General features: G+C 60.3%; 18 protein-coding genes. 14 read left to right on the plus strand and 4 right to left on the minus strand.

Annotated elements, in window-relative coordinates:
- Window positions 1-37 precede the first annotated feature (37 nt).
- From N434_RS14735 to N434_RS14750, 5 genes are read left to right on the plus strand one after another with little or no spacing between them, the layout of a single operon-like run.
- Entirely contained in the window at window positions 38-574 is a 537-nt protein-coding gene (locus N434_RS14735) for a hypothetical protein (protein ID WP_181423985.1), read from the plus strand.
- 26 nt (window positions 575-600) lie between these two features.
- Complete coding sequence (locus N434_RS25805) at window positions 601-2,409, plus strand: BapA/Bap/LapF family large adhesin (protein ID WP_353618487.1); 1,809 nt, start codon at window positions 601-603, stop codon at window positions 2,407-2,409.
- A 57-nt stretch (window positions 2,410-2,466) separates the two neighbouring features.
- Complete coding sequence (locus N434_RS14740; RefSeq protein ID WP_110759166.1) at window positions 2,467-4,719, plus strand: type I secretion system permease/ATPase; 2,253 nt, start codon at window positions 2,467-2,469, stop codon at window positions 4,717-4,719.
- Window positions 4,720-5,922 (plus strand): beta-barrel domain-containing protein, encoded by a 1,203-nt coding sequence (locus tag N434_RS14745; RefSeq protein ID WP_110758936.1) that lies wholly within the window; start codon window positions 4,720-4,722, stop codon window positions 5,920-5,922. It abuts the gene before it with no gap.
- Window positions 5,912-9,085 (plus strand): Mur ligase family protein, encoded by a 3,174-nt coding sequence (locus tag N434_RS14750; protein ID WP_286172267.1) that lies wholly within the window; start codon window positions 5,912-5,914, stop codon window positions 9,083-9,085. The genes N434_RS14745 and N434_RS14750 overlap by 11 nt, the downstream gene beginning before the upstream one ends.
- A gap of 25 nt (window positions 9,086-9,110) precedes the next feature.
- Here the strand turns inward: N434_RS14750 and N434_RS14755 are convergent, their stop codons facing one another.
- From N434_RS14755 to N434_RS14765, 3 genes are all read right to left on the minus strand, one after another.
- A complete protein-coding gene (locus N434_RS14755; RefSeq protein WP_286172268.1) occupies window positions 9,111-10,121 on the minus strand; it encodes an alpha/beta hydrolase family protein in 1,011 nt (336 codons plus the stop codon).
- 195 nt (window positions 10,122-10,316) lie between these two features.
- Window positions 10,317-11,216, minus strand: a complete 900-nt coding sequence (locus N434_RS14760) for a LysR family transcriptional regulator (protein ID WP_110758938.1) — start codon at window positions 11,214-11,216, stop codon at window positions 10,317-10,319.
- Window positions 11,217-11,221: 5 nt separating this feature from the next.
- Complete coding sequence (locus N434_RS14765) at window positions 11,222-12,004, minus strand: pyrroline-5-carboxylate reductase (protein WP_110758940.1); 783 nt, start codon at window positions 12,002-12,004, stop codon at window positions 11,222-11,224.
- A 370-nt stretch (window positions 12,005-12,374) separates the two neighbouring features.
- On the opposite strand from N434_RS14765, the gene N434_RS14775 reads away from it, so the two are divergent.
- The 8 genes from N434_RS14775 (at window position 12,375) to N434_RS14810 (ending at window position 22,881) form a co-directional block, all read left to right on the plus strand.
- Window positions 12,375-13,529 carry an efflux RND transporter periplasmic adaptor subunit gene (locus tag N434_RS14775; protein ID WP_110758943.1) on the plus strand — a complete coding sequence of 385 codons (1,155 nt, stop codon included), beginning with the start codon at window positions 12,375-12,377 and terminating at the stop codon, window positions 13,527-13,529.
- Between the two features lie 3 nt (window positions 13,530-13,532).
- Window positions 13,533-16,673, plus strand: a complete 3,141-nt coding sequence (locus N434_RS14780) for an efflux RND transporter permease subunit (protein WP_110758945.1) — start codon at window positions 13,533-13,535, stop codon at window positions 16,671-16,673.
- Window positions 16,674-16,788: 115 nt separating this feature from the next.
- Window positions 16,789-17,412, plus strand: coding sequence for a TetR/AcrR family transcriptional regulator (locus N434_RS14785; protein ID WP_181423987.1), 624 nt, complete (start codon window positions 16,789-16,791; stop codon window positions 17,410-17,412).
- Window positions 17,413-17,609: 197 nt separating this feature from the next.
- Window positions 17,610-18,422 (plus strand): hypothetical protein, encoded by an 813-nt coding sequence (locus N434_RS14790; protein ID WP_146227657.1) that lies wholly within the window; start codon window positions 17,610-17,612, stop codon window positions 18,420-18,422.
- A gap of 487 nt (window positions 18,423-18,909) precedes the next feature.
- Window positions 18,910-19,875 (plus strand): Bug family tripartite tricarboxylate transporter substrate binding protein, encoded by a 966-nt coding sequence (locus N434_RS14795; RefSeq protein WP_110758951.1) that lies wholly within the window; start codon window positions 18,910-18,912, stop codon window positions 19,873-19,875.
- Window positions 19,876-19,926: 51 nt separating this feature from the next.
- The gene (locus N434_RS14800; protein ID WP_110758953.1) at window positions 19,927-20,400 is read left to right on the plus strand and encodes a tripartite tricarboxylate transporter TctB family protein; all 474 of its coding nucleotides are present in this window, start codon (window positions 19,927-19,929) and stop codon (window positions 20,398-20,400) included.
- Between the two features lie 7 nt (window positions 20,401-20,407).
- Complete coding sequence (locus N434_RS14805) at window positions 20,408-21,907, plus strand: tripartite tricarboxylate transporter permease (protein ID WP_110759168.1); 1,500 nt, start codon at window positions 20,408-20,410, stop codon at window positions 21,905-21,907.
- 89 nt (window positions 21,908-21,996) lie between these two features.
- Window positions 21,997-22,881 carry a GntR family transcriptional regulator gene (locus N434_RS14810; RefSeq protein ID WP_110758955.1) on the plus strand — a complete coding sequence of 295 codons (885 nt, stop codon included), beginning with the start codon at window positions 21,997-21,999 and terminating at the stop codon, window positions 22,879-22,881.
- Here N434_RS14810 and N434_RS14815 read toward each other — a convergent pair.
- On the minus strand, window positions 22,878-23,942 hold the full coding sequence (locus N434_RS14815) for a lactonase family protein (RefSeq protein WP_110758957.1): 1,065 nt from the start codon (window positions 23,940-23,942) through the stop codon (window positions 22,878-22,880). The two genes, N434_RS14810 and N434_RS14815, sit on opposite strands and share 4 nt — an antisense overlap.
- Window positions 23,943-24,078: 136 nt before the next feature.
- Between N434_RS14815 and N434_RS14820 the strand changes: the two genes are divergently transcribed.
- Window positions 24,079-25,425 carry an MFS transporter gene (locus tag N434_RS14820; RefSeq protein ID WP_065116580.1) on the plus strand — a complete coding sequence of 449 codons (1,347 nt, stop codon included), beginning with the start codon at window positions 24,079-24,081 and terminating at the stop codon, window positions 25,423-25,425.
- The last annotated feature ends 12 nt before the right edge of the window (window positions 25,426-25,437 follow it).

Genomic DNA, 25,437 nt, shown 5'->3' on the forward strand with positions numbered 1-25,437 from the left:
GATGCCGACGCTGATGCGGATGCGGATGCCGACGCCGATGCCGATGCTGACGCAGATGCGGATGCCGACGCTGATGCGGACGCAGACGCAGACGCCGATGCGGATGCTGATGCTGACGCGGACGCAGACGCAGACGCCGATGCGGATGCTGATGCTGACGCGGATGCCGATGCGGATGCTGATGCTGATGCCGACGCGGATGCAGATGCGGATGCTGACGCCGACGCGGATGCCGATGCCGATGCGGATGCCGACGCTGATGCGGATGCGGATGCCGACGCCGATGCAGATGCCGATGCGGATGCAGATGCTGACGCAGATGCGGATGCTGACGCCGACGCGGATGCAGATGCCGACGCTGATGCAGATGCCGATGCGGATGCGGATGCTGACGCGGATGCCGATGCTGACGCCGACGCGGATGCAGATGCTGATGCTGATGCTGATGCCGACGCGGATGCAGATGCAGATGCTGACGCGGATGCTGACGCAGATGCGGATGCCGACGCGGATGCAGATGCAGATGCGGATGCCGACGCTGATGCCGATCTCGAGCCCACTGATGATGTCGTAACGGCTCAGGTGAACATTTTGCCGACGGTGACGGAAGATGTGCCGCTTGGCAGTGATACCTATCTGGCCGTCGTCAGCCTCGCCGGCCTTGATCTGCAGCTATTTGCAAATGCGATCGAGTTCGATGTCGAGACGGGTCACAAACAGGATCTGGGCTTCGATTTCAGCGGAATTCTTGGAGCCGGGGTTCTTGGTGACTACAGCCTGGTCGTGCAGAAATGGGATGCCGCCACCCAACAATGGACCGGTATCAATGGTACAGGCCCCGCCACGATCCTGTCCCTGTCGCTGTTTGGCGGAACCAGCGGAACCGTTCAGGGGCTGGATCCAGGAGAATATAGAGCCTTCATGGGGTTCACCGGCCTGCTTGGCGTGGGTGTCGGCGGTACCCTGACTTTGGAAGGTACGGATTACGACTTCACCGAAGTCGGAGGATATGAGGCCGTCGAGGTTACCGGCAACGTCATTGACAATGACAACGTGCCGGCCGGTACAAGCGTTCAGAGCGTGGATGGCCAGACGATCGATCCGGGCGGAACCACTATTCAGGGCGACTTCGGCGAGCTCGTGATCCTGCCGGATGGCTCCTATACCTATACGCCCTTCGAGAACGGTGCGGGGATCGGTCAGGTGGACCGGTTCGAATATACGGTGGTCGATGCCGCCGGCAATACCGGCACCGCGACGCTCTACGTCCAGATCGGCAGCGACAGTGTCACCATGACATGGAGCGACACCGATCCCGGCCTGCCCGCGACATTTGAATTCGCAGCCACCGGCGACGCCGCAAGCGCGTCCGTCGTGTGGGACAATGTGACCGATGACGAATTCTTCAATGCCAGCGGCTCCAATCTGCTTTCGGGCGGCCTTGGGCAGACCAGCACCTATATCAGCAACAGCTTCGTCATCACCGACAGCATGGAAGTTTCCGGCAGCGTCAGCGTGTCGGTGCTGCTTGCGGCGCTGTCCAACGGCGTGCTCTATCTCGAAAGGGAGACGACCCCCGGCACCTGGCAGACGGTGGCGAGCGATTCCTTCAACATCATCCTTGGCGGTCTCGGCATCGTGGCGTCGCTTGATCTCGCCACAATCGACTTCACCGCGGGGACCTATCGCATACGGTCGACATTGAGCGGAACGCTGGTCAACGTTTCAGCCACCGTCACCACCAATGTCGATGTCACATATACCGATCAGTATGAGGTTGGAAGTGTGGCCGGCGACGATGGTAACCTGCTCACCAACGACGAACTGGGGTCCACCTTCACGGCGTTCCAGATCTTTGACGGCACGAGCTTCGTCAAGGTGACCGGCGCAATGAGCATACAGGGCACCTACGGGACGCTCACCGTCGATGCCGACGGCAATTACAGCTATGCGCCGGACACGACGCTGGCGCATTTCACCGAGGCGCAAACGGACACCTTCACCTATCAACTGGTGCATCCCTCTGGCGCGGTGGAGCAATCCGAGCTGGTGGTTACCGTCGAGCCCTCCGGTGCAGGCGTGCCGGATCAGGCGATGATGTTCGTCGCGGATGACATCGCCGGGCTCGATAGCATCGATGTCGCGGCAAGCGATGATCCACCGGCTTCTGATCGGGACAGCGATGATGATCTGTCGCAGCTGATCGAGGAGGATGGCGGCGAACTGACCGTCCCGCTCGATGGCCTCGCCTCCCTGTCCGAGCCAGACGATGCGGATGCAGACCTGACCGCCGCGGAAGAGCGTGCGGATATAACAGGCATGCCCGATCCGCTGGAGCTGCCCGTCGATCCGCTCGGGCATCTCGCAACAGAGGATGAGTGGAACTCCAACACTTCGCATGTGGTCTGAATGATTTGAGGGCGACAGGTGGACATGATCGTCCGCCTGCCGTCGCGAGGAGCATCGATGCCTGTTTCCGACATGATGGCGGAATCCTGCCCTGATACCAACGCTGCCGGTCTCGATATCGGGGGCTGGAGCGAGGCGTTCCAATATGTGGCGCGTCATTATGGCGTGCCGTTTTCTCCCGGCGGTGCACGGCAGCTTGTCGAGGCGCTGCGGGCCACCGACACTGAAGATTGCCTCACCCGCATGGCGGACAAGCTCGGGCTGCGGATCAAGCATGCGGCACCGGCGCCGCGGCTGCTGACCAGCTGGCGGCTGCCGGTGATCCTGCAGCTTGCAGACGGGGCGGTGGGTGTCGTCACCGCGCTTGCGGCAAACAAGGAAGCTTCGGTTGTTTTCAGCGGCGACGGTGGCTGCGCCACGACGCTGCCGCTGGACATCCTGCTGTCCCAGACCGATTTTGTCATCGTGGCACGGCCGCAGCGCGGGACGGTCGATGAGCGTGTGGACAGCTATATCGCACCTTACCGCGAACACTGGTTCCGCACCATCGCGTTCCGTGACATCGGCTCCTACGGCCATGTCATGCTGGCCTCGCTGGTGGCCAATGTCCTGGCGCTTGCGGGTGTCATGTTCTCCATGCAGGTTTATGACCGGGTCGTACCGGCGAAATCCTTCAACACGCTTTATGTGCTGTTCATCGGCGTACTTCTGGCTGCCCTGTTCGATTTCATCATGCGCCGCCTGCGCACCCGCATCATCGACATCGTGGGCAAGCGAACCGACATGCGCATTTCGGATCTCGTTTTCGGTCATGCCCTGCGGGTCAAGAACCAGGCCCGGCCCACATCCACCGGCGCCTTCATCGCCCAGTTGCGTGATCTGGAGCAGGTGCGCGAACTCCTGACTTCCACCACGGTGGCTGCGGTTGCCGACCTGCCGTTCTTCTTCCTGTTCCTCTTCATCTTCTGGATGATCGGCGGGCCGCTGGTGATTATTCCCGTCGCGGCACTGACGCTCCTGATCTTGCCGGGCCTGCTGGTGCAGCGCAGGCTCCGGTCGGCCGCCAACGAGGCCATGCGGGAATCCTCCCTGCGAAACGCCATGCTGGTGGAAGCGGTGCAAGGCATCGAGGACATCAAGACGTTGCAGGCCGAAGATCACTTCCAGCAGCGCTGGAACCACTATAATGCGGTATCGGCCGATGGGCAGCTTCGCCTGCGCTCCATCACCAACGGCCTTGCGGCGTGGAGCCACACCGTCCAGACCGGAACTTTCGCCGCCGTCGTTTTCGTCGGTGCGCCGATCGTGATGGAAGGCGACATGACGACCGGTTCGCTCGTTGCCTGCTCCATTCTGGGGTCACGCATGATGGCGCCGATGGCGCAGCTGACGCAGATCCTCGGCAGATTCCAGCAGGCGCGGGTCGGGCTCAACAGCATCGATTCCATCCTGCGCATGCCGTCTGATCATCCGGAAACCGAAACGCGGGTCAGCGCGCCGACCCTGCGCGGCGCCTACAGGATCAGGGGTGCCGCCTTTCATTACGGCAGCGGGGCCGGAAAACCGGCGCTTGCGATCGGCGATCTCGCCGTTGCCGCCGGGGAAAAGGTTGCGATACTGGGCAAGAACGGCGCTGGAAAGTCCACCCTGCTTCTAGCAATGGCCGGCATGGTGGAGCCGGCGGCCGGCGAAGTGCTGCTTGACGATCTCGCGCTTTCCCAGATCGATCCCGCCGATGTCCGCCGCAATGTCGGCCTTTTGACGCAGGACACACGCCTTTTTCACGGAACGATCCGGGAAAACGTCATGCTGGGGGCGTTGCATGCGCCGGAACCGCTGCTGCTCGAAGCACTTGCCATGACCGGTGCCGATGACTTCGTGCGCAGGCTTCCCCGTGGGCTGGATCACCCGATCCTCGAGGGCGGCAGGGGTCTTTCCGGCGGGCAGAAGCAGGCATTGCTGCTGGCGCGCCTGCTGATCCGCGATCCGGCCATCGTGTTGCTGGACGAGCCGACCGCGGCGATGGACGAGGCGACCGAGCGCCAGTTCATCGCCCGCTTCCAGTCCTGGAGCGCGGAACGAACGGTGGTCGTCGCCACCCACCGCATGCGCGTTCTCGAGTTGGTTCAGCGTATCATCGTGGTCGAAAGCGGACAGGTCGTGCTTGACGGAAGCAAGGAGGAGGTTCTCAACACCCTTCGCGGTGTGAACAAGGTGGCGCCGCCGAACGGCCTTCGCCGGAAGATGCCGGAAAAGAAGCCTGCCGCCACCGTGGCCGGCTTCCCGTTCAAATCGACGGAGGAGGTTTAAATGGCGGCTATCGGCGATCGCGATTTCTCCGGCCGGGGCGGCTGGGCCTTCGGTGATGACGACGGGCGAAACCTGACCCGTTCCTCCCGCGTGGTGCAGCTCTTTGTCGCCCTTTTGGTGGCCCTGCTGGTCTGGGCCTATTTCGCCAGGCTGGACGAGGTTTCCTCCGGCGATGGCCGGGTGGTTCCGACCAGCCGTGAGCAGGTCATCCAGTCGCTGGAGGGCGGCATTCTCGCCGCGCTCCATGTGCGGGAAGACCAGGTGGTTGAACCCGGGCAGATTCTTGCCCAGCTTGATCCGACCAGAAGCGAATCCGATGTCGAGGAGAGCGCGGCCAAGTATCGCGCCGCACTGGCGGCGGCTTCCCGCCTCGAAGCGGAAGTCAACGCCACCCCCCTTACCTTCCCGGCGGCTCTCAATCCCTATTCCACGCTCACAGCCGCCGAAACCGAGCTTTATACGGCACGTCGGCGGGCGCTGGAGGAATCCCTGCATTGGGTGGAAGAGTCGCTTGCGCTTGTGCGCAGCGAACTGAAGCTTAACGAGGAACTCAGGGCCGTCGGCGCGGCAAGCAACGTCGAAGTCATCCGCCTGCGCAGGCAGATGGTGGAGCTGGAACTGAAGAAGGTCGAGATCAAGTCCGAATATGTGGTGCGCGCCCGCGAGGAACTGACCAAGGTGAATGCCGAGGTCAATTCGCTGTCGCCCGTGGTCACCGGCCGTGCGGACAGTCTCGCCCGCCTGACCCATCGCTCGCCGGTGCGTGGCATCGTCAAGAATATCGAGGTTTCGACGATCGGTGGCGTTGCGCCGCCGAATGGCAAGCTCATGGACATCATTCCGCTCGGAGATGAGCTTCTTATTGAAGCGCGCATCTCGCCGCGCGACATCGCCTATATCCATCCCGGCCAGCGTGCCAGCGTGAAGATCAGTGCCTATGACTATGCGGTCTATGGCAGTCTGGACGGGCAGGTGACGACCATCTCGCCCGATACGATCCAGGACGAGGTTGACCGGGAAATCTATTATTATCGCGTCTTCATCAAGACGGAGAAGGATGCGCTGGTCAATGCCGCAGGCCGGGAATTCCCGATCGTGCCGGGCATGGTCGCGACAGTCGATATCCATACCGGCGAAAAGACGGTGCTGGAATATCTCGTCAAGCCCTTCAACAAGGCCCGGGAGGCATTACGTGAACGTTGAGACCGGAGCGATTCTTGCGACGAAACCGCAGGACGTGAAGGAACGTCTCTCCGATATAAGGACGTTCCTGCGCGGAAAAGTTCAGCCTTTGGAAATGCCGTTTCCAGCCGTAACGCTGTTCTTCTCCGTTTCGGATGGTGACAGGCGGGCGCGTGTCGTCAATGCCTCCGGCCCGTCGCTGGAATCGGCATGGCAAAAGGGTGTCCCCCTGCTTCTTGCCGCCATGAAAGCGGAGGGTATCGAGGGGCGCTGGATCCGGGTGGACTGGGTAGAGATTGTGGAAGCGACCACATGGCCGCGTCTGCGTGCGTTGCTTGCAAAGGTCAAACGCAATTATTTCCGCTTCGGTATCGGGCTTGACCCGGCGTTCCGCTTCGCCTTCACGGAACAGGAGCTGAACGCCAATGCGATGCTTTACGGCGGCAATACCATTGGCAACGCCGTGCTCAACGAGAAGAATTTCAGCCTTTATGCCGCAACCCGCCATGAAGACATGCCGCCATTGCGGTTTTCGGATGAGGAAGCGATTTTCCTTTTTGCCACCAGGGGCATTTTCTGTGACGAAACCGGTTGGTTGCATCCGCTCGACGGGGAAGGTCTCGATGCCGGGAGGCGCAGGATCGAGAGGCTCGACGGCGGCGTGGTGCTGTCGCTGCTGCGCGATTCATCCGCTTATCTTGCCCGGCAGGTCAATGAGGACGGCTCCTTCATCTATGGTTATCATGCCTGCTTCGACCGGCGCATAGAGGCCTATAATGCGCTGCGCCACGCCAGCACCACCTATGCCATGATCGAGGCCTGGGAGGTTACGCACGACCCGAAGCTGAAAGGTGCAATCGAGCGTGCCCTGAAATATCTCGCAGGCACCCTCGTAAAGCCGGCCAGCCTTCCGGATGGCGAGGAGGCCGCGTTTCTTGTCGAAGCCGACAATGAAATCAAGCTTGGCGGCAATGCCGTCGCGATACTGGCGCTCGTAAAATACATGACCGTCAGCGGCAAGGATGAATGGCGGGCGCTGGCGGAAAGGCTTGCGCGCGGCATCCGGCACATGCAGGACAGCAGGACCGGGGCGTTCGTGCATGTCCTTAATTTCCCTGATCTGGCCATCAAGCAAAGGTATCGCACCATCTATTACGAGGGTGAGGCGGCATTCGGGCTCATGCGCCTTTACGGCCTCACGGGGGACGCCATCTGGCTCACGACCGTCGAGAAGGCGTTCGAGCATTTCATCGCGAAGGATCATTGGAAACACCATGACCACTGGCTGGGTTATTGCGTCAACGAACTGACGCTGTACCGCCCGGAAGAACGCTACTTCCGTTTCGCTATCCGCAACATTACCGGATATCTCGACTTCGTCGAAAATCGCATCACCACCTTCCCGACATTGCTCGAACTGATGATGGCGGCGCGCCAGACCCTGTCGCGGATCGCTGCCGACCCCCAATTGCGTCGGCTCCTTGACGAAGTCGACCTCGCGCATTTTGAACGCGCCCTTGAAAAGCGGGCGCACCACCTGCTCAATGGTCACTTCTGGCCGGAAATGGCCATGTATTGCCGCAGGCCCGACCGTATCGCGGGTTCCTTCTTCATCCGCCACCACGCATTTCGCGTGCGGATCGATGATGTCGAACATTATCTGTCCGGTTTCGTTGCCTATCGCAGTTACCTCAGGGAACGGAGAGCGTTTCGCGAACTCGTCCGTCAATATGCGCCGCCGCGCAATCGTCCCGGTCGCCAGACGGAGAAGCCTGTGGCTTGTCCGCAGCAGAGGGAATGGACGGCGGCCGATGTCGAGGCCGCAACCGGGGGCACCTGGCTTCGCCACCCGCCCGAGGGCTGGACGGCAAAGGGACTTTGCATCTTCGCGACGGCCATGCAGCCGGAAAGCATGGTTGTTCTGCGCGCCCGCGAGGGCGATACGGGCGTGCCGGTGCATGCCCTTGAAGGGCTGCATAAGCCGGCCTGTCTTATGACCACCGACCCCGGGCTGGTCAGCGATCGCGATGAGCCGGCACTTCAGGTGGCGGAGGGCATGCAGGCCGTTCTGGCGATGGGAGACTACGCCCGCAGCCGGATGACGGGCAATGTGCTGGCCGTGACCGGTAGCGCCGGCAAGACCACTGTTGTCGCCATGCTTGCGCATGTGCTTTCCGCCTGGGGTGCCGTCGGCAAAAGCCATCACAATGCAAACCTGCCAGCCGGAGTCGCCTGGAACCTGGCCTCGATCCCGTGGGACATGCCGCATGTCGTTCTGGAACTGGCGATTGGCAAGATGGCGATAAGCGCGCGCATGGCGCGCCCGAAGGTTGCCATCTTTACCAATGTCCTGCCGGCCCATCTGGGAGAAACCAGCACGGTTTTCGACATTGCGAGAACGAAAAGCGCGATCTTTCTCGGTATGGCGCCGGGCGACAAGGCGGTCCTCAACCGCGACATGCTGGAATGGGACACGGTGCATGATGCTGCCCGCGGGCGCGGGCTCGATATTCTCACCTACGGGACGTCGGATGCATGCCTGTTTCAATTGTTGCATTACGATGTTGCCAGCGGGCAGGCCCGTGCCCGGATCAAAGAGCAGGAGATCACCTATCGCGTCGGCGCGGCCGGGCAGCACATGGCCCTGAACGGGCTTGCGATCCTTGCTGCCGTATCGGCGCTCGGTCATCCTCTGGAGCCCGCGATTGCCCAGCTCGACAGTTTTGCCGCTTTGCCCGGACGTGGTGAGGAGATCGACCTGTCGCTCGACGGACGGCGGCTGACGGTGATCGATGACGCCTATAATGCCAATCCGGGTTCGATGCGCGCGGCGCTGGAGCGCCTGAACGGTCATGAAGGCGGTGGACGGCGGATTGCAGTTCTGGGCGAAATGGCAGAGCTCGGCCCCGGTGCGGCAGCCTACCACACCGAGCTTGCCGCATTCATGCGGGAAAGTTCGATCGATCAGGTCTATGTTACGGGTGAGCTTTACACCGATTTCTGGGATGCGCTTTCACCGGCAAGGCGTGGTGTCCATGCGGGCTCACGGCAGGCGCTGAAGGAAATCCTCCGCGACCGGCTGACGGACGGCGATGTCGTTCTTTTCAAGGGCTCGCACAGCACCGGAATGCATGAGCTGGTGGCGTGGCTGAAGAAGAGCGCCGATGGCAGCGCCGCCGCCTGAATTGATTGGCTGAGCGAACCGGCTGCTATTTGAACTGTTCAAGGTCCATCTCATGGACGGCACGGCGGATTTCGACCTCAGACCTGCCCTGGGCGATCAGGGCGGCGGCGAGGCGGCCATGATAGGCCAGCAGATGCCGCTGGCGATCTGTCGCCTGGGCATAGATATGATGCGGCTCGAAACCGGCGGCGCGCAGTCTTCTGACATAAAAAAGCTGGCTGAAAAACGGTACGACCCGATCTTCCGGATCCGAGATGACGTAGATGTCTGGTCGGGGATCAGTCGAAATGCGCTCGATTTCCGTGATGGGGTCGTAAAATTCAGCGGCGTTGTAAAGCAGTTTGCCGGGAATTTTGCGGCGCCGTTCCCAGAAGGCGGAAACCTGCTTTACCGAGACCAGGCCGGAGGTGATGACCGCTGCCGAGACGTCCTTGCGCCTGTTCATGAGGCTTGCCACGATCTGTCCGCCGGCGGAATGGCCAGTCAAGATGAAGGACGATATATTGTATTTTTGCCTGATCTGGTCGAGTGCGCCATCCATAAGGGCGATTTCGCGGGTATGGCGGCGATTGTTGTGATTGCCCGAGGAGCCATAGATGCCGGGTCGTGCCATGAAGATTACCGGGTGTCCGGCCTTTTTTGCCCACTCCGCCATCTCGGCCCCGATCGTGGCGGGGGACTGGCGGATGTAGGAATCGGTGATGAAACGCACGCCCTTCGCATTGCGCAGCATCACGTCGCCACCGAAATAAACGAGGACTGTCGGGTTCCCGCCATCGGCCAGCGCCTGCGGATAATAACGAATGCAGTCTCCCTTGCCTTCCGCCTCGACCCATAGTCCATCGGGAACGGCGGCACAGGTCTCCGGTGACGTGAAAGAGCCGTTTAATGCCTCATAGGGGTTGAAAGCCTCGTCGTTTCGGAAGACGGTCAGTTCGCGCGGCTTCGGCAGTTCAAAGGGGCCCAGCCGCGGTGCATCGGCCAGCGCCGATTGCGATGCCCCGGGGATTGCCAGCGCGAGCAGCGCCCAACGCACGATCCACCAGGCAAGCCTCGGCTCTTCCTTCCTTGTGGAGCCTCCTTCGCCGATGACCCTGCTCCCTCCATGAATGGACGATATGAACGTCGGGGTTGCCGCAGACTGTTCGTGCAGCTTATGCGGATACGGCCGGTTCGTCCAGCACGGGAGATGGATGGACCACGGCGGACAGGTGCAGCGCTGGCCTCTTGTTTAGTCCAGCATCACCATATGCGCCGGCAGTTGTTCCTCGAAGAACTTCGAGAATGTCGCGATGCGGGGCGGGAGCTTCTGGTAGGGTGGATAATAGAGCGTCAGCCAGAGTTCCGGTGGCGACCAGCCGCGCAGAACATGAACGAGCCGGCCGCTGCGGATATGTTCGGCGATATGAAATCCGGGCAGCATGGCCACTCCCGCGCCATCTGCCGCCAAATCTGCCAGAACCTCGCCATTATTGGCGCTGAATCTGCGGCCTGCAGCAATCGTGATACTAGCTCCGCTGTCTGACAGAACCCAGTTTTCCCGGCGGCTCTCTCCGCTATAGGCAAGGCAATCATCCGGTGTCAGCTCGCCCGGGTGTTCCATCTGCGTGAACCGGCTGCCCGGTGCCGCCACCAATATTCTCGGTACGGCCCTGATCTTGCGCCAGATGGTGAACTTGTCGGAAGGGGCTGACGAAATGCGGATTGCGAGATCGTAATCATCGTCGACGATATTGACTAGGCCGTCCGACAGGGAAATCTCGAAGCACATTTTCGGATATAATTCCCGGAAGCCCGACAGGATCGGCGGCAGTACGGTCTTGCCAAGCCAGGTCGGCGCGCTGATCCTTAATCTTCCCTGATCGGCCTTGTGGGCATTCCTGACGTCGCGCCGGGCATTTTCGAGTGCTTCGACCGCCGGCTGAATCTGCGCGGCGAAAATGGCTCCATCAGTCGTCAGCGACACCTGACGGGTGGTGCGGACAAACAGTTGCACCCCAAGATCACATTCCAGCGCGGCAATGGCCCGGGTGACGGCCGCTGCCGTCATGCCCAGCTCGCGCGCAACCTGTGCGAAGTTGCGTTTTTCAGCTGCCATCAGAAATGTTTTGAGCGCTTTGTGGTCGTTCATCGCTATTATTTCGTGATCCGCTCGAAGACACGGCTTAACGCCCCTTTCAGTGCGTTTGAACCGCCATTACGGTCAAAATCCTGCAAAACCTGCTCGTTGAGTCCGCCTTTGGTGGCGAATTCGCCGCTGAGATCGAGGAAACTGGTGTCCTTGTCTGCCAGTTGGGCCACTTCGGAAAGGCCGGCGAAGAGCGGAGCAAGATAGGCGCGGCCCTTTTTTTCCGGAAGGCCGTTTTCGGCCAGCCATTCAGTCGTATGCTGCATGATGCCGAAATAGGTGGCCATCAGGGCACTTGCCGCGGCGAGAAGATCGTATTCCGCCTTCGTCTCGCATTCGACCGCATTGCCGAGACTGTTGAAAATGGCCGACGTATCGGCATCCGGCGGATAAATGGCGGTGACACCCTTGCGTCGGGCGACGAAAGGCAGGGGAATTGCCTGCGTAAGGCTGACATCCGCGCCGATCCAGTCGAAAAGCGCTTCACGGCCAGTTGCGGCAATGACGCTGATGACCTTTTGTCCCTTCCGGAATTGCAGCGGGCGGATGACCTCCTCGGCGATCTGCGGCCGGATCGCCAGAACGACGGTATTGCAGCCGTCGACGATAGCCTGATTGTCGCCGGAGACGATGACCTGCAGGAAATCGGTGGCAAGCCTGGCCGAGATATCCGTGTTGCGCGCCGATACCATGATATGCGGCACCGCCGCCGGCTTCAGAAGCAGGCCCCGTACCATTGCGTCGGTGATTGCTCCGGTTCCGATAAAACCGATTTTCTGGGGAAGGGGCATGATGACTCCACGTCGGCAGGGGCGGCCAGATCGGCCGTGTTTTACGCGGGACGATGACGATTGTCCCGCACCGGGAATGAGACATTGGGCCAGAAAACCGGCCTGTCGGCAATGTTAATTTTTCTTCCGCATCCGTCTGCGGGGAATAGCTGCTCCCCGCGGAGCGGCATATTCAACATTCTGATTTTCTTTATTTTTTGGCGCCCTGTCGCAGCCATTTTTTACACTTTGACGCAGGGCGATTGTGAGCAGCCGATGCCGAGCGGCAAAAATATTTCGCTTGATATTTACATTCAGAATGTATGTATATGCGTCGAATGATTGGGCGCTGCGATGTGTCCGGCAGCTCGTTTGCATCAAAAGGTGAAAAATGGTCGAGAAAAGTCAGTGGCGGCGCGGGCGAACTGTGGTCCTTGCGTTGATCCTATCCTGCGTCCTCTATCCCGGAAGAGTGCTCGCGCAGCAGCAGCCAACCCCGTCGGTCACGGTCGAAACCGCCAAGGCAGCGGACTTTACGCTGACTGCCCGTCTGCCGGGGCGTATCAAGCCGTCCACGGTTTCGGAAGTGCGGCCGCAGGTCTCCGGCATCATCCGGGAAAGGCTGTTTGAAGAAGGCGCCCGCGTGGAAGCGGGCCAGGTCCTCTACAAGATCGAGGATGAAACCTATGTCGCGGCGGTGGAATCGGCAAAGGCCAATGTCGCGCAGGCGCAGGCCAGCTATGACTTCGCCCTCGTCGATGCGCGCCGTGCCGAAGAGACGTTTGCCAACAATGTCAGCTCGGCAGCCAACCGCGACAACAAGATCGCCGAAAGAAACAAGACACAGGCGGCACTTCAGGTGGCGCGGGCACAGCTGACGACAGCGGAGATCGATCTGGAGAGAACGACGATCCGCGCGCCAATCTCCGGCATCATCGGGTTTTCGGAAACGACGGCCGGTGCGCTTGTGGCTGCGCAGCAGACGACGGCTTTGACCACGATCCGTGCGCTCGACACGATCTATGTCGACGTAACCCAGTCCGTAAACGACCTGTTGCGGTGGAATGCCGACAAAAGGCTGGGGGGCAGCCAGTCCCTGTCCGTCGCAACGATGATCCTTCCCAACGGCCAGACCTACCCGATCAAGGGTGATCTGAAAGCGGCCGAACCGAGGGTCGAACCGACGACGGGCATGGTCACGCTTCGAATTTCATTTTCCAACCCGGATAACAGGCTTCTGCCGGGCCTCTATGTCGAGGTCGAACTGCCGCAGGCCGTTACCAAGGACGCGATCCTCGTTCCGCAAAGCGCCGTGATGCGCAACGCCAAAGGCGAAGCCTCCGTCTGGATCGTGGAAGGCGGCAAGATTGTTCCCCGTCCGGTAACGATTGTCACCGGTGCCGGCAATCGCTGGGTCACCAGCAGCGGCCTGAAGCCGGGGGACCAGATCGTCATGTCCGGTTTCCAGAAGGTGGCGCCGGGTGCTTCGGTGGAAATAGAGCAGCAGCCGGTGGGCCAGCAGGCTGCCCGGGTCGGGAGTAACTGATCCATGGCGCGGTTTTTCATAGACAGACCCATTTTCGCCTGGGTCATCGCGATCATCATCATGGGCCTCGGCGTCCTGTCGATCATGAGACTGCCGATCTCGCAATATCCCTCGATCGCCGGCCCGTCCGTGGTCATCGGCGCGACCTATCCCGGCGCATCCGCCGAGACGGTCGCGGATACGGTGGTGCAGATCATCGAGAAGGAAATGACGGGCCTTGACGGGCTGCGCTACATCGACTCGTCAACGACCTCTACCGGTCGCGCCACCGTGACACTCACATTCAATCTCGGCACCGATCCCGACATCGCCCAGGTTCAGGTCCAGAACAAGCTCAGCCAGGCCGAAGCGAGCCTGCCTTCGGAAGTGACACGCCAGGGCGTGACGGTTGAAAAATCGACAACCGGCTTCCTGATGGTGATCGCGCTGATCTCGGACGACGGAGCCCGAAGCGCCATCGATCTCGCCGATTATCTGAATTCCTATATGGTCGAGCCGGTGTCGAGACTGAAGGGTGTCGGCAAGGTCGAAGTGTTCGGGTCGGAATATGCGATGCGGATCTGGCTCGATCCACAGAAGCTGAAATATTACGGCCTCTCTCCCACCACCGTCATCAATGCCATCAGCGCCCAGAATGCGCAGATATCGGCCGGTTCCTTCGGCGCGATGCCGGCGCCGGAAGGCCAGCAGCTCAATGCCACCGTCACCGCCCAGTCGCTCCTGAAGACGCCGCAGGATTTCGAACGCATCGTGTTGCGTGCCGATACCGATGGCGGGCTGGTGCTGCTGCGCGATGTGGCGCGGGCCGAGCTTGGAACGGAAAACTACGAAATCTCCAGTTTCTATAACGGCAAACCGTCGTCAGGCATGGCGATCCAGCTGGCATCCGGCGCCAATGCGCTTGAAACGGCGGAACTGGTGAAGGCGAAGATGGCCGATCTCGGCGCGTTTCTTCCCGCCGGCGTGAGCTATGTCATTCCCTATGACACGACGCCGTTCGTCTCGCTTTCCATCGAGGCGGTCATTCACACGCTTATCGAAGCGATCGTGCTGGTCGTGTTCGTGATGCTGATCTTCCTGCATAATTTCCGCGCGACGCTGATCCCGACGCTGGCCGTGCCGGTGGTTCTGCTTGGAACCTTCGGCATCATGGCGGCGCTCGGATTTTCGATCAACACGCTCACCATGCTCGCCATGGTTCTGGCGATCGGTCTGCTGGTGGATGATGCGATCGTGGTGGTGGAAAATGTCGAGCGCATCATGCGCGACGAGCATCTCGATCCTGTCGCGGCCACGAAAAAATCGATGGGAGAAATCCAGGGCGCGCTCGTGGGCATCGCCATGGTGGTTTCCGCCGTCTTCGTGCCGATGGCGTTTTTCGGCGGCGCAACGGGGGAAATGTACAAGCAGTTCTCGGTGACGATCGTCGCGGCCATGGCGCTCTCGGTGCTGGTCGCCCTGATCTTCACACCGGCGCTCTGCGCGACCATGCTGAAGGCCCATGACCACAATGCGAAGTCCGGCCTCGCCAGCCGTTTCAGCAACTGGTTCGAGCGCAACTTCTCATGGCTGACGACGCGGTACGGCAATGTCGTCAGGGCTTCGGCGAAAAGGCCGTTGCGAATGTTCCTCGTCTACCTGTTACTGGTCGGCGCCATGGTCTTCCTTTACCAGAAGACGCCGACTTCGTTCCTTCCCGACGAGGATCAGGGAACCTTGATGACCATCATCCAGACGCCGCCCGGTTCGACCGCGCAAAATACCGAGGCGGTTCTGGGTAAGGTGGAAAACTACTACATGAATGCCGAAGCCCAGAACGTCGAGTCTGTCTTCTCGGTTCGTGGTTTCTCCTTTGCCGGTCAGGGCCAGAACATGGGCATGATGTTCGTCAAGCTGAAGGACTGGGAAGAGCGCAAGGGCAAGGAAAACTCCGCCCAGGCCATTGCCGCGCGTGCCTTCGGGCCTCTGATGGGCGGCATCAAGGAGGCGATCGTGGTTCCGCTGGTACCGCCGGCGGTCACGGAACTCGGCAATTCCAACGGCTTTACCGCCTTCCTCCAGGCGCGTTCCGGCCAGAGCCACGAGCAGCTTCTGGAAGCGCGCAACATGCTGCTGGGTCTCGCGGCGCAAAGCCCGAAACTCATGGCGGTCCGGCCGAACGGTGTGGAGGATGCTTCCCAGTTCGAACTCAACATCGACTGGGGCAAGGCCGGCGCCGTTGGCCTCAGCGCTGCGGATGTCGGCTCGTTCCTGACCACCGTCTGGTCGAGTTCCTATGTGAACGACTTCCTTTACGAGGGGCGCATGAAGCGCGTTTATGTGCAGGGCGAGCCTTTGGCCCGCACCGGGCCGGAGGATCTTGCTCTCTGGCGGGTGCCGAATGCGAATGGCGATTTCGTCGATCTTTCGACCATCGCCAGCCAGAACTGGGTTTTCGGCCCTCAACAGGTCAGCCGTTATGACGCCCTGCCTGCCATGTCGATCGAAGGGTCGGCGGCTCCGGGTTTCTCCTCGGGTGAGGCGCTGGCGGAAATGGAGGCGCTAGCGGCGAAACTGCCGCCGGGCTTCAGCCTGCAATGGACGGGAATGTCGCTCGAGGAGAAGGATGCCGGTGCCGGCGCCCTACCTCTCTACGGGCTGGCATTGGCAACCATGTTCCTTTGCCTTGCGGCGCTCTACGAAAGCTGGACCATTCCCGTTGCGGTTCTGCTCGCCATGCCGGTCGGTATCCTCGGTGCGCTTCTGGGTGCGTGGATCGGTGGGCAGTCGAACGGCGTCTATTTCCAGGTGGGTCTTCTGACCGTGGTCGGCCTGACGGGCAAGAATGGCATCATGATCGTCGAATTTGCGCGAGAGAGAATGGCGCAGCTTGGCGAAAGCGCATTCGAGGCGGTTTGCCAGGCGGCGAAACTTCGCTTCCGGCCGATCCTGATGACCTCGCTCGCCTTTGGTCTCGGTGTCATTCCGCTGGTCATATCGACAGGCGCCGGCGCCGGCGCGCGTCAGGCAATCGGCTTTGCCACCTTCTTCGGAACGGTGACGGGGACTTTGCTGGCGATTGTTTTCGTGCCGGTCTTCTTCGTGCTGATATCGGATATCTTTCGCCGCAGGAGGGTGAAGGTGGTGGAGCCGAAAACCGCCTGAGGCCGATGAATTACCGCCCCGCCGCGACGAGCTGCGGCGGGACGACGGTTTGCTTTTGCCGTGCTGGTCCATGTAGAAAAGCAACGGCGCAATTCAGTCATGGGAGTTGAGAGACGTGAGGAGAACCAAGGAGCAGGCGGCGGAAACCGGTCGCCAGATCTTGCAGGCGGCGGAGACCCTGTTTCTGGACAAGGGCTACGACAATGTGAGCCTGGAAGAAATCGCTGCTCTTTCCGGCGTGACCCGCGGGGCGATCCACTGGCACTTCAAGAACAAGCACGGTCTTCTGCTTGCCCTCAGAAACGAGGCGCAGGAACCATTCAGGCGATTTGCCGATGAACTTTCCGAGGGTCGCAGCTCCGCCTCCATCGAAAAGCTCGGCGGCATCATCGCCGACACCTTCAGGCAGCTGGAGCAGGATCCCCGTCAACGCGGTCTGCTGCGGGTCATGATGCGGCTCGATATCGTTATGGCGGAAAAAGACGAAGCGGCGCAAAATACCTTTCCCGAGGAAATGCACGAATTGTTCGTGCGCATATTCAGGGCCGTCGAGCGTAGCCCCGGAATGATGAAGCCATGGACACCGGAAAAGGCTGCGTCCATGCTTTATGCGGCCATAGGCGGCCTCATTACGGAATGGGCCTTGAGAAAGAGCGTCTTCACGCTTTCTCAGGATGGAAGCCTTCTGATTACAACGTTGCTGGCCGGGCTTCAGCAAAAACACCCGGATCGAAACTGAACCACTCCTGAAAAAAGTCAGGGCAGGCAAACCACGTCTGACGCGCGCTGGTGAGGAAAGATGATTAGGTTCGAATTTACAAACGTGTTGTATGTATATATAAGGACATGGCCCCTTCCACCCTTGCGGAAGGGGCTGGTTGACCGGTGTGACCTCGAAAGCGAACCGGTTGGCGAATGGAGGAGGCGTTTCCGAAAATGACGCAGGATCGGGAAAATGTTCCACACCAGTCCCTTTCGCTCCGTGGCGACCTGTTCGTTTCGGGAGGCTATGCGGACTTCGCGGCCGGTCCGCCTCCGACAATCATGGCTCTGACGTATCGTCCCCCACAGTCAGGGCCTGTGATGTCCGCAGCGCCCATCGCCGGACATCGGACGGGGCACGTTTTTCCCCACCAACGTGCCCCGTCTCTTTTCCCCCGGCTCCGCCTTTTCATCCGCTGGGGACGGGAGACCGGCTCGAACCGTTTCCAGAAACCGTCCGACTGGCTGAGGATCGTCGCGCTCGGTGTGATTCTTCTTGATTTTGCCCTGTTGTCGCTCGCCAACAGGTTTCTTGAGCGAAATTTCGAGGGGTATCTGCCGGGTCTGGCACCAATGCTGGGCGGGTTGCTTTTCGCGATCATCATCATGCGGCTTGCGCGTCCGGCACCTTACCTGGACTGGATTGCCATCGGCGCTTTTCAGGCGGCCATGGGATGCGTCGTCTGTGTCGATCAGGGCCTGCTGTCCCCCGCCATTTTCCTGGTTTTCTGCTGCCTGTTTCTCGGTCTCGCATTGCTGCGGCTCTGGGTTGGCGAAACGCTCCGCCCGCGCCGGGGCGCCGCATCCCTCCTGGCGGGTGGATGGACCACACTGTTTTTTATCCTCTGGCTGGTCGTCGACCGTTGTTTCCGGCTCGGTGCCGGACCAGACATCATTCTGGCCGCGGATCTTCTCGTGGCGGGTTTCACGATGGTGTCGTTCGGACTTTCCCTGCGCTCTGAAAGCGACCGTCCTGAAAGGCGATAGCCGGTCAGGTCGAAGATGGCGGCTTTTGAAGACAACCAGGCATCGCGCCAGTCGTGATGCCCGTTCTTTCCGCCACGCATCGGCTTGAGGCAATGACCGGGCAGAATGTCGCATAGGGCAACCGGTCTCGCGCTGAGATGCCGCGTTTCCCCATTTTGCAACTCCGCTCCGTATTCTCCACCTGTTCCAGCAGGCAAGGAAACGCCCTTCGAAACCGCTGGATCGCGAATGTCTTTCAGCGTCTGAAGCGCAGCATGGCATCATAAAATCATAAAAGCAGAGTGCGTCCCTGTTTCTGACCGGGGAAGAAAATGCGCGAGGGGTGTCGGGCGCTTCGTTCGGTGCATCTCGGCTGCATCATGTGCACGGGAGGACCGGCAAAGGCCTGCAGGCAGAAATCGCTTTCACACGGATATTTACTTTTGTAATTATATAATGCAAGTTCGCCGAATGCTCGGAGGGAGCATGAAGTCTGTCGGAGGAACCTATGCAAAAATTAATCGGATTTGGCTTTGCGGCCGCACTCGCTGCCGCAAGCTTCGCCGTAACACCCGTGAAGGCGCAGCAGCTGGAATTGACGATCACCGCGCCGGCCGGGGCAGGCGGCGGCTGGGATGCGGCATCACGCTCGCTTCAGGAGGTCATGATGACGACCGGTGCCGCCAAGAGCGTACAGGTCATAAACGTACCCGGCGCCGGCGGCACGGTTGGGCTGGCGCAATTTGTCGGGCAGGCCAAGGGCAGCTCCAACCAGTTGCTCGTTGCCGGCATCACGCTGGTCGGCGCCAGCATTTCCAACAGGTCGCCCGTCGATCTGACGCAGGTGACACCTCTTGCCCGCCTCACCGGCGATCCGCTTGTCATTGTCGTGCCGAAGGATTCGCCGATCAAGACGATGGCCGATCTGCAGGCGACCATCGGCAAGGACGTGGCCAAGGCCATCTGGGTCGGAGGATCGGCCGGCGGCGCCGATCATATTCTGGCGGCGCTGGTGACCAAGGCATCCGGGCAGGACCCGGCCAAGGTCAATTATGTCGCCTATTCCGGCGGCGGCGAGTCCCTTGCCGCGATGCTTGGCGGGCAGGCGACGGCAGGCGTTTCGGGTTATGGCGAATGGGAAGGTCAGATCAAGTCCGGTGACCTGCGGGCGCTCGCCATATCCTATCCCGAGCCTATCCCAGGCATCGAAGCCAAGCCGCTGAAGGCTCAGGGTTTCGACATAGAGCTGGTGAACTGGCGTGGTGTCTTCGCCGGACCGGGTGTCGAGGGCAAGGAGCTGGAGGCATTGCAGGCGGCCGTTGAAAAGACCGTCAAATCGGGCGAGTGGCAGACCGTTCTGAAAGCTCGCGGATGGACCGACTATTATGCGCCCTCGGAGGAGTTCAAGAGTTTTATCGGCTCTGAAACCGAACGCGTCCGGACCATCCTGACATCCATCGGCCTTGCCGACTGATCTGGCCAGCGCGGGAAGCGGAGAGACCGCTTCCCGCTTGCGAGGAATATCATGACATTCAAAACATCTTCACTGCGCAATCCGCCCGCGGTGGCCGTCGCCGTCATTCTGTTCGCCATAGCGGTCATCACTTACTGGGATGCGAGCCACATGACGGCGCGTGCGACCTATGGCATGAGAGCGAATGCGGCTTCCTATTTCGTCGCCCTGCTGTTTGTCGCCCTGGCGCTCGGGCATCTGGTCAGCGCCTTCAGGCCAGCCGAACTGGAGGACGAGCCAACCGACTGGAAGGCGGTGGGCTGGATCGCCATTGCCCTGTTGGGTCTGATCGGCGCAATCTGGCTTGGCGGTGGCTTCATTCTCGGTTCGACGCTGCTTTTCGCCTTCACTGCCCGGGCATTCGGGCGCAGGGCGCTGCCGGTGGACCTCTGTCTGGGAGCGATCATCGCCGTCCTCATCTTTCTCATGTTCAACAAGCTCCTGACCCTTGCGCTGCCCCTGGGGCCGCTCGAGCGTCTGTTTTGAGGTGGTCATGGATTCGCTTCTTGCCCTGTTTCAAGGCTTTGCCACCGCGATCGAGCCGGCAAATCTGGTCTTTGCCGCCGTGGGGGTCATCATCGGCACGGCTGTCGGTGTCCTTCCCGGCATCGGCCCGGCGCTGACGGTCGCCCTTCTGCTGCCGGTGACCTTCAAGCTCGATCCCGGCGGTTCGATCATCATGTTTGCCGGCATCTATTATGGCGGCATGTATGGCGGGTCGACGACGGCCATCCTGCTCAATACCCCGGGAGAAAGTGCGTCGGTGGTGACGGCGCTGGAGGGCAACAGGATGGCGCGGTCGGGTCGCGGCGGTCCGGCGCTTGCCACAGCCGCGATCGGTTCCTTTGTCGCGGCTTTGATCGCCACTTTCGGCCTTGCATTCCTTGCGCCCATTCTCGTCAAGGTCGCCGTCCAGTTCGGTCCGTGGGATTATTTCGGGCTGATGCTGATCGCTTTCGTCACCGTTTCCGCGACATTCGGCTCATCACCGCTCAGGGGCCTCACCAGCCTTGCCTTCGGTCTCTGGCTCGGCCTGATGGGTATCGATCAACTGACCGGGCAAGCGCGCCTGACCTTCGGCGTGCCGGAACTTCTGGACGGTGTCGAGGTGACGACGCTGGCGGTCGGCCTCTTCGCCATCGGCGAAGCGCTGCTTGTCGCTTCCCGTCACCTGCATAAGCCGGAAAAGCCGATCCCCGTCAAAGGATCGATCTGGATGACGCTCGAGGACTGGAAACGGTCATGGAAACCGTGGCTGCGCGGGACCGTGATCGGTTTTCCGATCGGTGCGCTGCCCGCCGGCGGCGCGGAGATTCCGACCTTCCTCAGCTATAATATCGAGCGGAAGCTGTCGAAAAAGCCGGAAGAATTCGGCCGTGGCGCAATCGAGGGCGTTGCCGGTCCCGAAGCCGCGAATAATGCTTCGGCCGCCGGTACGCTCGTTCCCCTGCTCACGCTTGGGCTGCCCACTTCCGCCACGGCGGCGGTCATGCTGGCGGGATTCCAGCAGTATAATATCCAGCCGGGTCCACTGCTGTTTGCGCAGCATGCGGATCTCGTCTGGGGGCTGGTTGCCAGCCTCTTCATTGCCAATGTCATGTTGCTGGTGCTCAATCTTCCGCTGGTCGGATTGTGGGTGCGTCTTCTGGCCATTCCCCTGCCATGGCTATATGCGGGTATCCTCGTCTTCGCCTCCATGGGAACCATCGCGGCCAATCCTTCCGTCGTGGAACTCTTGCTGCTGACCGGGTTTGGCGTTGTCGGCTTTTTCATGCGGAAATTCGACTATCCGGTCGCGCCCGCCGTTGTCGGTCTCATCCTCGGGCCATTGGCCGACAGCGCTCTGAGGCGTTCGCTGCAGATGAGCCTTGGTGATCCGATGATCCTGTTGCAGCATCCGAGTTCGGCGACGATGATCGCCTTCGCACTGATTGCGCTGATCGCACCCTTCGTCTTCAAGGGGCTTTCCCGCTTCCGGCAGGACGAGGATTGAACGGTGAGGCGGCAGCCCGAAGGGGCTGCCGCCTGTTGCTTTGAAGCGGGGGATCATACAAAACTGGGTAAAACTACAGAGCGAGCCCCATGGTACGGAAAAGTCTTACGCCTCAGATCGTCGGAAACGTCATTGAATTCATCCAGACGAACGGCATCGGCAAGGGCGAGCACCTTCCTCTTCAAATGCTGGCGGATGCCTTTCGTGTTTCCCGTGCCCCCATCATGAGCGCGCTCAAGCAACTCGAGACCCAGGGCGTTGTGCGGGCGGAGCCCAATCGGGGTTATTTTCTGGCCGTTGATCCCGGCAGTCTCGAGGATGTGAAATCTGCGGGTGTCGAGGATGGCGAGGGTGATGAGGCGATCTATTTCCGCATCGCCGAAGATCGTCTCGCGGGCAAACTCGACGAGCGCTTGAGCGAGAACGAACTCATGCGGTTTTACGATCTGCCGCGCACCAAGCTTTTGAGAGTTCTTCGGCGCATTGCGGAAGAAGGCTGGATCGAGCGCCTGCCCGGCAATGGCTGGGCGTTCACGCAGGCCCTGACGTCGAAAAAGAGCTATGAGGACGGTTATGCTTTTCGCGCCGTGGTCGAGCAGCAGGCCATGCTGCTTCCAAGTTTCGAGCCCAATGCCGAAGGGCTCAAGCGGGCGCGGGAGGTGCAGACAAGGCTGCGCGACGGCGGATTTGAGACGTGGTCACGCGCTGAAATCTTCAAGGCCAACAACGAGTTTCATGAGATGCTCGTCGCCTGCTCGCAGAACGAATTTTTCCTGGATGCGATCAAACGTATCAACCGTCTGCGCCGGCTCATCGAATATCACATCACCATAGACCGCAGCCGTCTGCCCCGGCAGACGGAGGAGCATCTGCAAATCCTCGACCTGATCGAACATGGGCGCCGCAACGAGGCTGCCGCTTTTCTCTATACCCACATCATGGGCGCCAGCCGTATCAAGTCTCCGAAAATCTAGCCCACGGGTTTCGTCACGATACAGACCGGGCTTCCGACGCGAAGGACCTCATGCCTCGGGATCAATCGTCCCGTATGCTGGTCGATATCGAAGGCGACGACGGTGTCGGAATCCTCGTTTGCCACAAGCATCCCGTTGCCGGGCAGAATCGTGAAAAACCGCGGTGTTCTTCCCGCTGTCGACCAATGACCGATGTGATCGAGGCGGCCGCCATCGCCAATGGCGAAGCCCGCGATCGTGTCGCTGCCGCGATTGGAGGCATACACAAAACGTCCGTCATCCGAGATCCGGATTTCCGATGCACGGCTATTCGCGGTGAAGCTGTCCGGAAGGGAGGACAGGATTTGAAACGGTTCCAGCTTTCCGGTGTGCTGATCGAAGCGATAGCCGGTGACGGTGGAATCAAGTTCATTGATGGCATAGGCCAGCTGGCCCTGCGGATGGAACGCGATGTGCCTCGGCCCGGAGGTCTCGCGCGCTGCGCAATGGCCGATTTCCTTCAGGACGCTGCCCGCCGTATCAATGGCAAAGACAAGCACCTTGTCCGTTCCCTTGTCCGGAACGGCAATCCATTTTCCGCTGGGATCGAACTCGACCTGATGCGGTTTCGGCAGCGCCTGCTCGATGCGATGCGGGCCGATGGCGCCCGTGACATCCGCCAGATCGCAAACCGGCCCGAGACTGCCATCATCGAACCGGGGCAGGAGTGCCAGCGACGATGTAATGTGGTTTGCCACCACCATGTACCGGTTCGAAGGGTCGAAGGACAGGTGAACGGGATTGTGCCCCCTCGTCGACTGTTCGTTGAGGAGGGTGAGCGTGCCCGTGTCCTTGCCAATGGCAAATGAGGAGACACGGTCGGAATCGCCGTGCACGGTATAGAGACATTGTCCGGTGCGGTCGAAGGCCAGGAATGAGGGGTTTTCGAGTGCCAGCAATTGCAGGTGAACCCACTGGAACTCCCGCGTCAGCCGGTAAACGTTCAGGCCGTCGCCACGGGCATTGCGCTTTTGCGTCGTTCTTGCCCCGACATAGGCATACAGGTCCCTCGCATGTTTCATGCCGATGCTCCTCCAGCGTCATGGGCCTTTATTAAATTGAGGCCTCGTAAATATCAATTGCATTTTATAATCACGTTATGTAAAAATGCCGTGCCTTGGGAGGCAATTGAACAATGATGCGTTGGGGGAGGTAGCCATGACGCTCACAGATATCGGCAGACTCGAGAAGACCACGATGAGAAAGGTCTTCTGGAGGATCGTCCCCTACACCTTCATTCTTTATGTCATCTCTTATCTTGACCGCGCCAATCTTGGTTATGCCGCGCTTCAGATGAACAAGGATCTGGCCTTGTCCGCGGAAGCCTTCGGATTTGCCGGCGGCATCTTCTTCATCGGTTATTTTCTTTTCGAAGTGCCGAGCAACGTCGCTCTGCAGAAATACGGTTCGCGTATCTGGATTTCGCGTATCCTGCTGACGTGGGGTGCGGTTGCCGTCCTGACGGGTTTTGTCCAGGAGGCCTGGCAGCTTTATACGCTGCGCTTCCTGCTTGGCGTCGCCGAAGCGGGCTTTTTTCCCGGCATCATCATCTATTTGACCTACTGGTTCCGGGCCAGGGAGCAGGCAACGACGGTCGCATTCTTCACGGCCGCCATTCCGGTCTCCTATCTCATGGGAGCGCCGCTCAGCACCTGGATCATGGACAATGTCAGCGGTTTCGGACTTGCCGGCTGGCGCTGGATGCTGATCCTTGAAGGGCTCCCCGCCGTTGCAGCCGGTATCTTCAACTATTTCTATATGACTGACCGGCCTGAAAAGGCGAAGTGGCTGACGGATGAGGAGCGCAACTGGCTTGTCAGGGAACTGGAGGCCGATCACACAAAACGGCGGCACGTTCAGCATCTTGGTCTCTGGCAGGCGATTTCCAATCCGAAGGTTTTGTTTCTCTCGGCGATTTATTTCATCTATCAGGTCGGCAATCTCGGAATCGGTCTGTGGATGCCGCAGATCATTCAGGGACTCGGACAGGATCTGACCCATTTCCAGATCGGTCTCGTCGCGATGGTGCCCTACGCTCTTGCCACCGTTGCCATGGTGCTGTGGTCGAAGAACTCGGATCGCACGGGTGAAAGACAGAAACACAGCGCCGTACCGCTGCTGATCGGCGGTGTCGCGCTGGCCGCCACGGGCCTGACGCGTGATCCCTATGTCGCAATCGGTCTGATTTCCGTGGCTTTGGCGGGCATATATGCCTTCAAGTCGCCGTTCTGGTCGCTTCCGGGCCTGTTCCTGACACGCGCCACGGCCGCCGTCTCGATCGCGGCGATCAATTCCATCGGCAATCTCGGCGGCTTTGTGGGTCCTTATGCCATGGGCTATGCGAAAACGGCGACGGGAAGCCCATTGGGCGGCCTCATGTTCCTTGCGGTCCTGTTGATCATTTCGTTCTTCATGACATGGTTCATGCGTTTCCCCGGCCCAGATGCCGATGATAGTCCGACCGGGCAGTTCAAGGTCGGCCAGTCCTCTTCCCGCAGTGCCTGAACGGAACATAAT

The organism is Rhizobium sp. UGM030330-04, assembly GCF_003208455.1.
Classification (GTDB): domain Bacteria; phylum Pseudomonadota; class Alphaproteobacteria; order Rhizobiales; family Rhizobiaceae; genus Agrobacterium; species Agrobacterium rhizogenes_A.

Coding starts and splice junctions, on each gene's coding strand:
- N434_RS14765 (WP_110758940.1), bottom strand. CDS start 12,004: ATGCCCCTTCCCCAGAAAATCGGTTTTATCGGAACCGGAGCAATCACC.
- N434_RS14745 (WP_110758936.1), top strand. CDS start 4,720: ATGGCGGCTATCGGCGATCGCGATTTCTCCGGCCGGGGCGGCTGGGCC.
- N434_RS14805 (WP_110759168.1), top strand. CDS start 20,408: ATGGATTCGCTTCTTGCCCTGTTTCAAGGCTTTGCCACCGCGATCGAG.
- N434_RS14800 (WP_110758953.1), top strand. CDS start 19,927: ATGACATTCAAAACATCTTCACTGCGCAATCCGCCCGCGGTGGCCGTC.
- N434_RS14790 (WP_146227657.1), top strand. CDS start 17,610: ATGACGCAGGATCGGGAAAATGTTCCACACCAGTCCCTTTCGCTCCGT.
- N434_RS14820 (WP_065116580.1), top strand. CDS start 24,079: ATGACGCTCACAGATATCGGCAGACTCGAGAAGACCACGATGAGAAAG.
- N434_RS14815 (WP_110758957.1), bottom strand. CDS start 23,942: ATGAAACATGCGAGGGACCTGTATGCCTATGTCGGGGCAAGAACGACG.
- N434_RS14780 (WP_110758945.1), top strand. CDS start 13,533: ATGGCGCGGTTTTTCATAGACAGACCCATTTTCGCCTGGGTCATCGCG.
- N434_RS14740 (WP_110759166.1), top strand. CDS start 2,467: ATGCCTGTTTCCGACATGATGGCGGAATCCTGCCCTGATACCAACGCT.
- N434_RS14760 (WP_110758938.1), bottom strand. CDS start 11,216: ATGAACGACCACAAAGCGCTCAAAACATTTCTGATGGCAGCTGAAAAA.
- N434_RS14735 (WP_181423985.1), top strand. CDS start 38: ATGCCGATGCTGACGCAGATGCGGATGCCGACGCTGATGCGGACGCAG.
- N434_RS14795 (WP_110758951.1), top strand. CDS start 18,910: ATGCAAAAATTAATCGGATTTGGCTTTGCGGCCGCACTCGCTGCCGCA.
- N434_RS14775 (WP_110758943.1), top strand. CDS start 12,375: ATGGTCGAGAAAAGTCAGTGGCGGCGCGGGCGAACTGTGGTCCTTGCG.
- N434_RS14810 (WP_110758955.1), top strand. CDS start 21,997: ATGGTACGGAAAAGTCTTACGCCTCAGATCGTCGGAAACGTCATTGAA.